At 47.6% G+C, this 14,166-nt stretch carries 6 protein-coding genes; 5 read left to right on the top strand and 1 reads right to left on the bottom strand.

What is annotated here, in order from left to right:
* Positions 1–625: 625 nt before the first annotated feature.
* Complete coding sequence (locus tag QUB33_RS09315; RefSeq protein ID WP_333349792.1) at positions 626–2,059, bottom strand: MFS transporter; 1,434 nt, start codon at positions 2,057–2,059, stop codon at positions 626–628.
* A gap of 810 nt (positions 2,060–2,869) precedes the next feature.
* On the opposite strand from QUB33_RS09315, the gene cbiD reads away from it, so the two are divergent.
* From cbiD to QUB33_RS09290, 5 genes are all read left to right on the top strand, one after another.
* Positions 2,870–4,027, top strand: coding sequence for a cobalt-precorrin-5B (C(1))-methyltransferase CbiD (gene cbiD, locus QUB33_RS09310; RefSeq protein ID WP_333349686.1), 1,158 nt, complete (start codon positions 2,870–2,872; stop codon positions 4,025–4,027).
* Between the two features lie 347 nt (positions 4,028–4,374).
* Positions 4,375–5,979: a glutamine-hydrolyzing GMP synthase gene (guaA, locus tag QUB33_RS09305; protein WP_333349789.1), complete on the top strand. Its 1,605-nt coding sequence runs from the start codon at positions 4,375–4,377 to the stop codon at positions 5,977–5,979.
* 705 nt (positions 5,980–6,684) lie between these two features.
* Positions 6,685–12,486 carry a CHAT domain-containing protein gene (locus tag QUB33_RS09300; protein WP_333349684.1) on the top strand — a complete coding sequence of 1,934 codons (5,802 nt, stop codon included), beginning with the start codon at positions 6,685–6,687 and terminating at the stop codon, positions 12,484–12,486.
* Positions 12,487–12,790: 304 nt separating this feature from the next.
* Positions 12,791–13,006, top strand: a complete 216-nt coding sequence (locus QUB33_RS09295) for a hypothetical protein (protein ID WP_190659239.1) — start codon at positions 12,791–12,793, stop codon at positions 13,004–13,006.
* 155 nt (positions 13,007–13,161) lie between these two features.
* A complete protein-coding gene (locus QUB33_RS09290) occupies positions 13,162–14,058 on the top strand; it encodes a pirin family protein (protein WP_333349682.1) in 897 nt (298 codons plus the stop codon).
* The last annotated feature ends 108 nt before the right edge of the window (positions 14,059–14,166 follow it).

The raw sequence follows: 14,166 nt of genomic DNA, 5'->3' as shown, positions 1-14,166 counted from the left end.
TTCTCTCTTTGAATCGGAAATTTGAGAGCGAGCTGTCCTTGGTAATCGGTTACTTGAGATTGCCAATTCGCGTTTTTCTGTCGCGTCAGGCGCTCCCTGCTAATTTTTGGCTTGAAATTGTTATGTGGCTGGGCAATTTTTAGCTATTTCGATTCTCAGGATATTAGTCCCAAAACACCCTCTAGTTGAGTTTGTTGTATTAAAATGTTAAATTTATTTATTTTTCTTAAATTAAAATATTTACAGTGTGAAATAGTAGCTTTGGTTCAGGGAAAATGCTCGCTTTTCCTAAAACGTAAAAAATTCAGAGCGTGAAATAGTAGCTTTGGTTATGGAAAAATGCTCGATTCTCCTAACAGAAGTAGCGCTCCGACGCCCTAGCTAAGAAACATTTAAACACATTTACGCTATGCCAGGTCAGTTTTTAGAACAGCTATATCTTATCGATTTGTCAGTTAGCTGCAAGATAATGGTGAGGTATTGGCAGAACACCTAGCAGGTTTGGACTATGTTTTGGATTAAAATTTGTTTCAAGCACTCTCAGGTTTTGTGTGATGTGCTTGAAGTTTTTAACAATCTGTGAGCTTTTCTGGTTTCTCGATCGGTAAATTTGTGCGAAAATTTCCTAGCCGCGGTTTAAATTGAAACGTCCCAAAGTGGGGACGATCGACCGCAGCGACTGGCTACGAGGTTCTCGCACCAAAACCAAAGGCAGAAGGGCAATCAAGCGAACACCAGCCGAGAGGGCAAACACTGCTCCCAAACTCATGCCAGGAAGTTCGGCAAGAAAGCCGCCGGCGGTAGTTCCCAAAGCCCCAGCTACTCCCGAAACTGCTGCGGCGATCGCAAAATAAGTCGAAGGTTGCTCGATCGACGCTATCTCCATTTGAATATTGTTAGTACACAGCCCGATCGCGCCTAAAGTCGTTCCCCCCAACAAGTGCAGCAGCGGCAGCCACACCCATAGAGCAAAAGGGTAATTGCCCGTACCCAACCACAACAAAGGCGTTACCGCTACCACCAGCCCAACCGCAATTAGCAGTGGGCGATTTCCCCAGCGATCGGCCAACTTGCCCCAAAACATCAGCAGCAGTAGATTTGCGCCGGAACTTAAGCTGGTGTAAATCGTTACCAAACTCACATCCAAGCTTAAATCTTTCAGCAGGTAGATATTAAAAAAAGGCGCGCTGAGATTGACAGCAAATGTCCACACACTGAAGTAAAGAATAAACATTAAAAAATTAGAATCTTTCAGCACAGAAGGCACAAAATCTGTTATTTGCTTTTCTTTTTTCTCTGTAAGTCGATCGCTCTCTGCATCTTTTTTGTATACCTGGGGATTCACATCACCCATGAAAGATTGACACCCCAAACTAATCATTCCCGCCAAAACACCCACAAATAAAACAATACCGTAGCCAAAAATTCGACCGCCGTCGCAAGTTGACACTCCCAATCCCATCAACGGCACTCCCAGCAAACTGATGAAGCTGACAGCACTGTTGCGAAAGCCAAAATAGCGTCCCCGCAAGCGCTGAGGAACCACAGCAGCCATCCAACTGAACCAGCTAGAATTGGCCAGAGCTGCCAGCACACTAGCGGCTACGACTGTTACCAGCGTCCATTGCAGCAGTTGGTGGGGGTCTGCGTGCTGGGAACCCCAAACAATTGCCACCGCGAACACCAGCCACAGCAGCCGCGACGCGCCGAATACAAATAAGTTGTACCAGCGGCGGCTGGCTGTCCGGTCTGCGATGTAGGCTCCTAGTGGTTGCAGGAGATTTACCACCATCGGAATAGCAGAAAATATACCTATTTCCACACTGCTCGCGCCGAGTTGCAGCAAGAAGTTGCTCAACAGTACACCGGTGGTCGCCGACTCGAAGAGAGTGGCAAAAACGCCGTCTAGAGTAGAGGCTTTCAGGGTCGATCGAACGTCTTTTTTAGAAAATTTGAGATCTGTTTTTGCAGAGAGAACGAGCTGAAATATTTTCGGGTCTACTATTTCTGGACTCTGAAGAGAGAGAGATTCATTTAACTCTGCAACTGGTTCAACCATAGTCAATCGATTTTAGATTGTAGATTTTAGATTGAAAACTGTCCAACCCAGGTTTGGTAATGGTTTGAGGCTGGCTGGCCATTAAATTATTTTTCACGCGCCGTGTCAATAAAATTTAATCTTTCTGCTGAAAATTGCTGACCTAGCCTGTTAAGATAAAACCAGCCCCGCCTTCAAGATGTGAGCTTGAAAGCTAGACTGGCACTTCCGGGTAATGGTTATTAATATAGATGGCAAGCGATTACTGGAACATCAACCGCTTGGGAGATATAAATTTGCTAATTGTCCAAAAGTAGGTTTTAGCGCTTAACAAGGAAGCGATCGCAGCATTTCGCCTGCCAAAAATTGCTCGAATTCCGCCTCAAACAAGTCGCCCCAAGGGCCAAAGCAAATTTCGCGCCCGATCCTCCATTCCGCTCTCAAACCTTTACGGCTAGCTAAATCTATAAAAGGAAGTACGATCGACTTGCGGAGTATAGCGGCTAACTATTTGTACCTAATTCCTGGAATCCGTTTGTTCAGTCCCAGCGATCGCGATCGAGATTCCGGGTTGTTTATAGGAAATCCCCCGCACCTGCCCGTAAGGCTTCGGAGTGGGTTTTTGGCGCTCCTCTACGAGGGCTCCGCTAACGCACCTCAAAAAAATTGTGGCTGAGATCGGCAACTGGTAGGACAAAATTATTACTTGACAAAAATTACCCTAACTGGTGATAATAGCAAACCCTAAAATTAAGCTTAAATGTTTGAGGGGTCTTATTGCTACAGCGTGAGGTCGAGCCTCAGTAAATTTACGGATTTTTGCATTAGATCGTGACAAAAACTCAACCTTTATCCGGGTATACACTGCCAGTATTTGCCTGTGCGGCCGCACTTGCAGCTTTGCGGTGCTTGCGTGAGGGTATCCAGTCTGTTGATAGCGTATCAGTAAATTTACTGGAACCGCCAATAACGGCAGAAATTCCGATCGAACAGGCGTCTGTACTCAAAACTGGTACCGCTTTAGGAGTGACTCGCTCCGATCCGGGGGACAATCTCGATCTGACTCGCAATACCCCCGTTTGGGGAATGGTGGAATTGGGGAATTGGGAAGAGGGAGAGAGGGAGAGAGAGGGAGAGAATGGGGGAGAGTCCGAGCAGATTGTGATTCTCGGCGGTGAAGGTATCGGGCGTCACACAGTCGGTGGAGGGGCCGCAATCTATGATTACGCAATGCGGCTGTTGCGATCGAATCTGAGCCGAGAACTCGCACGGGGAGAAAAAATTACTGTCACCCTGATTCTGCCGTCTGGGCGACAACTAGCCACCCGCACTTCTAACGAAGCTTTCGGCGTGGTAGAAGGACTTTCGCTGCTGGGTACAACTGGCATTTCTCAACCGCTGAGTGCCCCTGGACAGTTGGAAGTTTACCGCGAACAACTGCAACAAAAAGCCGAACTGTTTGACTGTTTGGTTTTCTGCATCGGCGAAAACGGTTTGGATTTGGCGCGACAACTGGGGATTAATCCCGAGAGGCTAGTCAAAACCGCTAACTGGCTCGGCCCGCTGCTGGTAGAGGCAGGATATCAGGGCGTGCAGTCAATTTTGCTGTTTGGCTATCACGGGAAGCTGATGAAATTGGCGGCGGGAATTTTTCACACTCACCACCACCTCGCTGACGGGCGTAGGGAAATTCTCACAGCTTACTGTGCTAAAGCTGGAATGCCTGCCGATGCGTGTTCCGCAATTTTTGCCGCAGCGACAGCCGAAGAGGCTCTCGGGCAACTGCGGGCTTTAGACGCCGAGTTTGGGAGCAATTGGGTCGATCAAATTTACGGCGACATCGCCCGACAAATAGACTTGCGGTCATCGGATTGCATTTTTACTCACACTAACTTGCACATCCCCGTGGGCTCGGTGATGTTTGGGCGCGATCGCAAAATTATTGTTAAAAGTGATATAGGAGATACATTTTTGACCCAAATTTGTTAATCTAGTGTGAATATCCCTGAATTCTGTTTAAAACATCGCTCAGGGATAATATTTAACAAGTAATAATTCTTTGTCCCTAGACCTTAATTATACTAGGTTGCTTGGGGACGCAGTTTTTGACGCAAGAGTTCAATTAATTAGGGTAAGGATTGAAGTAAATCTATGCTTGGCCTCGACCCTATTAATCGACTACGAGCGCTGACTGCAATCTAGTATAAATAAGATTTATTCCTAGCGACTAATGCTTGCTCGCCTTCCTCAGTCTTGTACTGAAGCAGCGACAAATACCTCCCCTACTTTCTGCCCAATTAGCAATTAGCAATTACGCAATAACCGTGACTACTCAAATAAAAACTGAATCAGACCTCCTCACAAACTCTTCTCTGGGGCAGAGCGAGCGCCAGATCATCCTGATTCTCGACTTCGGTTCGCAATATTCCGAACTGATTGCTCGTCGAATTCGCGAAACTCAAGTATATTCAGAAGTTATTTCTTACCGGACTACGGCAGAACAGTTAAAAGCTATCAATCCTAAAGGAATTATTCTTTCAGGAGGCCCGAGTTCTGTATACGATGAAAAAGCACCCCACTGCGACCCAGAAATTTGGAATTTGGGAATACCGGTGTTGGGAGTGTGTTACGGGATGCAGTTGATGGTAAAGCAGCTCGGAGGCACGGTTGAGCGATCGAAATTAGCGGAATACGGCAAGGCATCGCTATTTATCGACGATCCTACGGATTTGCTGACAAATGTCGAAGAGGGCAGCACGATGTGGATGAGCCACGGAGACTCCTGTACTGAGCTGCCGCCTGGTTTTGAGATCCTCGCTCACACGGACAATACTCCGTCTGCTGCTGTTGCTAACCACGAGAAAAATTTATACGGGGTTCAGTTTCACCCAGAAGTAGTTCACTCGATCGGGGGAATAGCTTTAATTCGCAATTTTGTTTACCACATTTGCGAGTGCGAACCGACTTGGACGACAGCTACTTTTGTAGAGCAATCGATTCGCGAAATTCGAGAGCAAGTCGGAGAGAAACGAGTTTTGCTGGCTCTATCGGGCGGTGTAGATTCTTCTACTTTGGCTTTCTTGCTGCACAAGGCGATCGGCGACCAACTTACCTGTATGTTTATCGACCAAGGGTTTATGCGGAAGTATGAACCAGAACGGTTGGTAAAATTATTTAAAGAGCAATTCCACATTGACGTTGAGTATGTGAATGCTCGCGAACGCTTTTTAGCTCAACTTGAAGGGATTACCGATCCGGAAGTAAAACGCAAGCGGATTGGTCACGAATTTATCAACGTATTTGAAGAAGAATCGAAGCGTCTGGGCCCCTTCGACTACCTCGCACAAGGTACTCTTTATCCTGATGTGATTGAGTCGGCTGACACTAATGTAGACCCGAAAAGTGGCGAGCGAGTTGCTGTTAAAATTAAAAGCCACCACAACGTGGGGGGTTTGCCGAAAGATTTGCGATTTAAGCTGATTGAACCGCTGCGAAAACTGTTTAAGGATGAAGTGCGAAAAGTCGGCCGGTCGATCGGGCTTCCCGAAGAAATCGTGAACCGGCAACCTTTCCCCGGCCCGGGATTGGCGATTCGGATTATAGGAGAAGTTACCGCAGAGAGACTAAATATTTTGCGGGATGCTGACTTCATTGTTCGCCAAGAAATTAACCGGCACGGATTGTACGGTGAACTTTGGCAAGCTTTTGCAGTTTTGCTGCCGATTCGCAGTGTAGGCGTGATGGGCGATCAGCGCACTTATGCTTACCCGATCGTCTTGCGATTTATTAAGAGTGAAGACGGGATGACGGCTGATTGGGCGCGGGTTCCTTACGATTTGTTGGAACTGATCTCGAACCGGATTGTGAATGAGGTTAAGGGGGTGAACCGAGTGGTTTACGATATTACTTCTAAGCCACCGGGAACGATCGAGTGGGAGTGATTTGTAGTTAGCGATTAAGTAGGCGGACTAATTTTTTTGTCTGTCTACTTATTTTGATTTTGGATAAAAGGGCGATTCCCTCTGGGATAGCTACGCTTCACGGCTTCAGGGGATGGGGGAGTGGGAAGGGCGATCGCTTTTATAGAACCCATTTGACATTTTTTACTGTCTTGAAGTAAAGTGACTGCAAAATTCGTATCCAGCAGTTATGCCATACTCTACCAGTCTCACAGACGAAGAGTAGATCATCCTCAAATGCTTGTTTTTTCCGGTTGTGACAAGGTAGGGGAAGAGAACGGGCAAATGCTTGGATAGAGACGTGCAAAATCCTCGTCAGTAATTTTGAGAGAACTCTGGTTGATGCGAGTGCCAAGTTTAATCTTTGTTTTATTACAAGACTTAGGACAATTTTTGATAACCAACCGTAGAATATGGCTTTCAAGGCGATTCGGCAATCGAACTACCAAGGAAAAATCAAGGGTTTCAGACTAAGGACTAAAAACTCTCCAGACTATTTTTATTAGGCTGATGCCGATCGGGCTTGCAGCCGCTTAGATCTCAAATGGGTTCTATAAACGTTCGCCAGTTAAGCTAAGAGCGGACTTTTTAACGTGCTTAGCTTAAACTCCACTCATGTTGTTTGAGTAAAAAGTTTTATTATAATTTAAGCGCACTCAGCAAAAAAATATTTTACGGAGGAATCTAATGATTATAACAAGAATAACTCAAAGATATCAGCAGCAACTGTTGACTTGTAGTTGGGTGGTATCTTTAGGTTTTTTACTGTTCTCACCTGCTGCTACAGGACAGCAAATCACTCCGTCTCCCGATGGCACAGGAACTGCTGTTAATGCCTCCGGCAATCAATTTAACATCAACGGGGGACAGCTCTCAAAAGACGGCACTAATCTCTTTCATAGCTTTCAGCAGTTTGGACTCAAAGACGGTCAAATTGTTAATTTTATTTCCGATCCGAATATCCGCAATATTTTAGGGCGAGTTGTGGGTGGCGATGCTTCTTATATTAACGGTTTAATTCAAGTAATAGGCGGTAATTCTAACTTATTTTTGATGAATCCAGCGGGGATTGTTTTTGGTTCCAACGCTCAACTGAACGTGCCTGGTTCATTCTTGGCAACGACAGCAACCGGAATCGGATTGGGCAACAATTTGTTTCAGGCAGTTGGCGTTAATGAATACGCTATGCTAACAGGAACGCCAAGCATTTTAAATTTTGGTACAGCTCAGCCAGGGGCGATCGCAAATTTCGGTCAACTGCGCGTACCGTCCGGGCAAACGCTAGCTTTAATAGGGGGAACAGTTTTCAGCCCCGGTACTTTGTCAGCACCTTCCGGGCAAATTGCGATCGCATCGGTGCCTGGACAAAACTTAGTCCGCATTTCTCAAGCAGGGCATCTGCTGAGTTTAGAAATTTCCCCCTCTTCTAATCTAAATTCTGCTTATGTGCCGTTGAGTCCCCTCACCCTGTCCCAACTGCTGACAGGGGGTAGCAGCAATGCTACAGGCGTTACAGTTAACAGCGACGGAAGCGTACAGCTAACGAATTCAGACTTGCAAGTAGAAGCTGGCGATGTGGCGATCGCCGACACTCAGGCAACAGGTGCGAACCAAAATTTAGCAGTGTCTGCTCAAACGGCTACTGTGTCAGCCGCGCGTAACCTGACCCTAGCAAACAGGCAACTACAAACAACTGGTGACTTGAAATTGCAAGCGGGGGAAGCTGTCCGCATTCGCGACAGCGCGGCTAACTCTTTTGTTACTGATGTGGGTGGAAACCTAACCGTGCAGGGCGATCGCCAAATAGACATCCAGGCGCGCAATCACTCCCAAAGCTTACTGAGCGCTGGCGGCCGCATCACACTTACCAGTAACGGTACTGTATCCGGTGATGCCCTCTTCAGAGCTGGGAGCGATTTCTCTATTGCCACACTTCAAGGTAGCCCCGGCAACTTCGCCAGTTCAGGCGGTTCTACGATCGTCTCAGGCGGAAACGTCTCTTTTGGTAATTACGCAGGCGGTTCTCTGGGAGTGCAAGCCGAAGGCACGATCGCATCCGGTGATCTCACTATCAGTTCCGCATCTAGCGATCGACCGCAGTTGGTTTTTACGGCTGGCAACCTACCCGATCCCCTCACTGGAAACAGCACTCTAGCACCCGCCAGTTCTTCACCTGCCAGCATTCAAGTTGGCAATATCGCGATCGCAGGTTCAGTTTTTTTAGGCGCTGCAAACAGCATTCAAGCAGCATCCATTACTTCAAATGGCGGAGATATCGCGCTGGTAGCGTCCGGGGACATCGCAGCGGAAAACCTGAATACTTCAACTTTGGGCAATGCCGGCAATATTACCCTCTACAGCGCGGGGGGAAGCATTAATACGAGCGCCAACACCTTGAACGCTTCCTCGATAACCGGTAACGGTGGGTCAATTTTCCTATATGGGACAAACGCGATCGCCAGCGGTGGAATTACAACCTCTAGCTTCCTTGGAAACGGAGGCAAAGTCACCCTTTATGGAGAAGGCAACATCAGTGCCGGCAACATCGACACTGGCGGAATCGCCGCAGGCGAGATCAGCTTGCTTAGCAATCGAGGTGCGATCGACACCAGCGCCAGCACTCTGAGCGCGACTGGCGGCAGGGGAGGGGGCAACATCTCTCTCAATGCTTACGGCAATATAGCAACGGGAAATATTCTCTCTAGCGGTGGCAAGATTACCCTCAGCAGTCAAGCAGGTGCGATCGGTGTCGGCGATCTCAACTCTGGCAGCGGCACTGCAGGTGGCGATGTCGGGCTTTTGGCATTTGGTAGCATTGCAGTCGGAAACATTGTCTCAAACGGTGGCAATATCAGCCTCAATAATATCGGCGGCCTCTCTACCAGCAGCATCAGCGCCAGGAATTTTGATTCGAGTTCTGACACAGGAGTGGGAGGCGCCATTGAACTCAAAGCTCGGGGGGGTGATACTGGGGGTGACATTGTGACTGGTAATATAACCTCCGGTGGCGGTCGCATTTCTGTGTCCAACCAAGGCAACTTTAACGCCGGCAATAGTACCCTAAATTCCAGCTATAGCGGTGGAGTTGGAGGCGATATCAAAGTAAACGCAGGGCCTGTAACTCTGCAAAATGTCATTTCTGGAGGTGGCTTTATTAACTTCTCTACTCTAGAACTTAATGCCAGCGGGAGTATCAATTCTAGTTCTAGCAACGGAAGAGGTGGCGCAATCAACATTGAAGGATTTGATGTTAGTGTCAGAGATCTTATTTCCGGCCATAGTGCGATTGGTTCTCTGAATGAGCCACTTGGCGGAATCACGCTCAATATTAGCGCTTTAAATTCTACATCTCCCGAAGGGAGAGGGGGCAATATTAAAATTAACGCGGGTCGTTTAACTGTAGGAAATATTACTTCTGGCGGTAGTCCAATTTTCCTTGCAGGAACCTCAAGCATTAATGCCACCGGAGAAAGAATAGATTCCCGTGCTAGCGCAGGCGTTGGCGGTAATATTGAAATTCTTTACAACACAGACATCACCGTAGCAGGTTCCATCCTCTCTGGAGGGGGCAATATCAGCCTGCTCAGCCCTCGTGGCAGCATTAATGCTAGAAACAGCTCCATCAACTCTGTAGCTGAGGCGGGCATACCGGACGGAAACGTCACTTTGCAAGCGGAGAACGCGATCGCTCCCGGCACTATCCTCACCAATGAGGGTACGATTCGCCTCGCTACCAGCAGTAATGACCCCAATAGCATTGATACCAGTGGCAGTCGATTAATATCTGTGGCAGAGCCTACCCTTGCTCTAGGCACTTCGCCTCTTCCTCCTTGGCGGACTGGCCTTGGGAGTGGTGGGTCTGCTCCCCTAGTACCGCCAGAACCACCAGCACTCGCTGCACTCGCACCACCTGCGATTCAATTCCCTGCGATCGCACCTCTAGGCTTAGGTGTATCACCACCAGATAATCCTAATTCCCCTGGGTTAGCTCCCACGCTACCGCCAGAAAGGGGCGTGCCAGAACCACTACGTCTCCCAACCACCACACCACTCGTACCAACGCTTGCAAACTCAGATGCAATACCAACTGCAGCAGCCACTGTACCTGTCTCAGTGCAAGTCTCTAATACACCGCCAGGAACTCCTAATACCCTTGCCGCTCAACAATTGAGCCAGCTTAATGGCGATCGAAATCGCGAACCGCAAAACTTAGCCAGCCTGACACCGAGTGCCGCTCAATGCTTAACTGAGGAACAATTACTGGGGCAGCAAGCAGGATTGCCTCTCCAGACTGCGCCAAAAGACTACAGCAAAGCGATCGCCTGCTACCAGCAGAATTTAGAGCTGGCGAGACTTGGACGCGATCGCGCTAGGGAAGGCTACGCGCTCAACAATCTAGGCGCGACTTACTACGCGATCGGAGATTATGAAAAAGCAATTTCTTACCACCAGCAGCGCTTAGCACAAGCTGAATCCAGGGCCGATTTATTGGGAAAGGGACAAGCTTTTATTGGTTTGGGAGCTGCTTACGGCGCGATTGGCAATTATAAAAAAGCAATCGAATACTACGAGCAAAGTTTGGAAGTAGCGCATTCCCTAAAATCGGCTGATTTAGAGGCGAGTGTTCTGAGAAATTTGGGATTACTTTACTATGCCCAAAAAGAGTATAAAAAGGCAGTTGAATATCAAGAGCAAAGTTTAGCTATCGCTAAACAGCAGCGCGATCGCCGAGGCGAAGCTCTTGCTTTGAGCAATTTGGGATTAGTACACTATTCCCTAACCGATTATGCCAAAGCAATTGATGCTCAGAAGCAAAGCTTAGCGATCGCCTCAGCACTGGGCGATCGCTTCGTTCAAGGTCGTGCTCTAGAGAATTTAGGAATTGCTTACTATGCAGTCAAAAATTATCGTCAAGCGATTGAGTCTCACCAACAAAGTTTAGTCATTGCCAGAGAACTGAGCGATCGCCACGCTGAAGGCCGCGCACTCACAAATTTAGGTGACGCTTTATACAAAGCAAAGCAACCAGAAGAAGCTATCAAAGCTTTATTTTCAGCCCTTGAAATTTGGGAATCTCTGCGGTCAAATTTAGAAAATAACGACCTCAATTTAGTTTCAATTTTTGAAACCCAAGAAACAAGTTATAGTACATTGCAAGAAGTGCTTGCCAATCAAAATCAGCATGAGACAGCGCTAGAAATAACAGAGCGGGGACGGGCGCAAGCTTTTGTGAGATTATTGACCAACCGTTTTTCTTCCCAGTCAGCACAGGCTACCCTAAAGTCATCGGAAAGTCAAATAAAACCGCTCAACATCCAGGAAATTCAGCAAATCGCTAAACAACAAAATTCCACTTTAGTTTCTTACTCGATTATCAAAGAAGTTAGAGAAGCTGATGGTCAAAGAAAGCTGCAAGATTCAGAACTTTATATCTGGGTAATGCAGCCCACCGGAAAAATTGACTTTCGTCGCATCACTTTGAAAGGTTTGGTTGAGGAAAAAACTTCATTAAAAGCCTTGATTACTGAAGGTCGTTGCTTCATTCCCAGTTGCCTGCGAAACAAGCAGCGATCCCAACCAGGTACAAATCCCACCCCAACCCGGCCTATTGTCGAGCAACGATTTTTAAACCCGTCATTGCAAGAACTTTATCAACTACTGATCGAACCAATTGCTGACCTTCTACCTCAAGATCCAGCGTCGCGAATTACCTTTATTCCTCATGAATCTTTGTTCTTAGTTCCCTTTGCCGCGTTGCAAGATACTTCGGGAAACTACTTGATAGAAAAACATACTATTTTAACAGCACCTTCAATTCAAGTGCTGTCTTTAACAAAGAAACAGCAACAGCTTGCTTCAGGAAAAGGTGCGCTAGTCGTTGGGAATCCTACCATGCCAAGTGTTGCTTTTACGACTAACCAACCTCCTCAAAAACTGTCATCACTCCCACACTCTGAAGCCGAAGCGATCGCGATCGCTCAGCTTTTGAATGCTGAACCGCTTACAGGCGACAAAGCGACAAAAGTAGCAGTTTTACAGCAAATAGAGCGATCGCGCATCGTGCATTTAGCAACTCACGGCATCCTGGATGACGTGGAGGGATTGGGGGTACCTGGAGTCATCGCACTTGCCCCAAGCAAGGATGACAGTGGTTTACTCACTGCTAGCGAAATTTTCAATTTGAGGTTGAATGCCGAACTCGTCGTTTTGAGTGCTTGCAATACGGGTCGCGGTCGTATTACAGGTGATGGCATCATTGGTTTATCACGCTCGTTTATTGCAGCAGGCGTTCCGAGTGTTGTAGTTTCTCTGTGGTCAGTATCCGACAAATCAACAGCCGACTTGATGGCGGAATTTTATCGACAGATGCAGCTAACCCCTGATATTGCCCAAGCGCTGCGGAAGGCCATGCTGGTGACATTGGTCAAACATCCTAATCCTGTAGATTGGGCTGCTTTTACGCTCATTGGCGAAGCAGAGAAACGTTAACCCGGAAAAGCTGATTTCCTGTCGTCAAGAGGTAGTTCTTCCTATGAAAGTCTGAAACTTTTGCACAGCAGGAAGTTCAGACTCGTGCAAGACGAAAATTATTACGGTGTGATAGTCAAAGGGCGGAAGGTGGGTTGTAGTTGTTCCACCGCTGCATTGGTTTCAATGTTGTGACTTCGATCACTGGTAACACGGACTTGGTTCACCCAATATTCTCAGTATTATCACGGGAAACACCCAGCACCATCACTTGCTCTTAGGAGAAACCACGAGATGATTAAGGTGTCGAGTTCAAAATAATCCCATGTTTCAAGTTAATCTTCTCCCCGGCGCTATCAACGAATTAATTGCCACTGTCACCGATACTCACCGCGTTACCAAAGCTGACCGCTACGGCATGATGGCCGCCATCCTTGATGAGTCCATCAGTGAAGAAGAACGTGGCTCACTCGATCGTCTGATTCGCTCCCTGGTCAAAGGTAGGATTCAAGTCAGTGATGAACTCTCCATCGTCTCGTAAGCAGAAAGCTCGTTGAGAACTCGACACTCTACAACAGCTTTCGATTGGGAAAGTTTAGACCAGTCACTGATATTGCGATCTGCCTCTACAAGGATAGCTTTTTGTATAATGCACTTTTGACATAAACGATTAGCGTTCCCAACTTTATAAACATTATGACGGATACCATCCAGCATCTCATTGAGCCACACATTCAAGATTTGGGTGGGTTCCAAGCCCGTCGCTTGCTTCCCTCAGACGTTCTAGCACTGGTAGGCCCGTTTATCTTTTTTGACCATCTGGGCCCTGCGGTGTTTCCACCCGGCCGGGGCGTGGATGTCAGACCGCATCCGCACATCAACTTAGCCACCGTCACCTACCTGTTTGAAGGGGTTTTGCTGCATCGTGATAGTGTCGGCAGCGTTCAAGAAATCCGTCCCGGTGCGGTGAACTGGATGACAGCAGGGCGAGGCATTGTCCACTCCGAACGCACGCCTGAGGACGAGCGCAGCAAAGAAGCCATCCTGCATGGCATCCAAACCTGGATAGCCCTTCCCGATGAATACGAAGAAACCGACCCCTGGTTTCGGCATCATCCGGCTTCTGAGCTGCCGGTTTGGGAGGATGCAGGAGTTTCGTTCACCCTAATTGCGGGTGAGGCCTATGGTCGTACTTCGCCAGTTGAAATATTTTCACCCATGATTTATCTGGACGTGCAACTACCTGCTGGAAGAGAATTTACCTTACCGGGCCATTACAGCGAACAGGCGGTTTACAGCGTAACAGAGGGGCTTGTTATCGATGGAGTGCCTTTAGAACAACATCGGCTAGCGGTTCTAAATTCAGGCACTGAAGTAAACATTTCTGCTTCAGGCAAGGCTCGTTGTATTGTGATTGGCGGTGAACCTGTTGGTGAGCGCCATAAGTGGTGGAATTTTGTTTCGAGTCGCCACTCGCGCATTGAGCAAGCTAAACTCGATTGGAGAGAGGGACGCTTTGCTCAGGTTCCTCAAGAGACAGAATTTATCCCGCTGCCAGAAGAGCCACCTTCTCAAGCAGAGCAACCGTTGTGAATAACCGCAGGGATTTAAATTAAAAAACAGTTTGGGAGCATCCCGCTTTTTAACTAAGCAGAAATACTGAGTTTAATGTGGTTATTTAAATATGCACACCTGAGTCTT

Origin of the sequence: Microcoleus sp. B3-A4 (assembly GCF_036705385.1) — a bacterium.
In the GTDB taxonomy this organism is placed as follows: Bacteria; Cyanobacteriota; Cyanobacteriia; order Cyanobacteriales; family Microcoleaceae; genus Microcoleus.
This window is presented reverse-complemented; position numbering and strand designations above follow the sequence as displayed.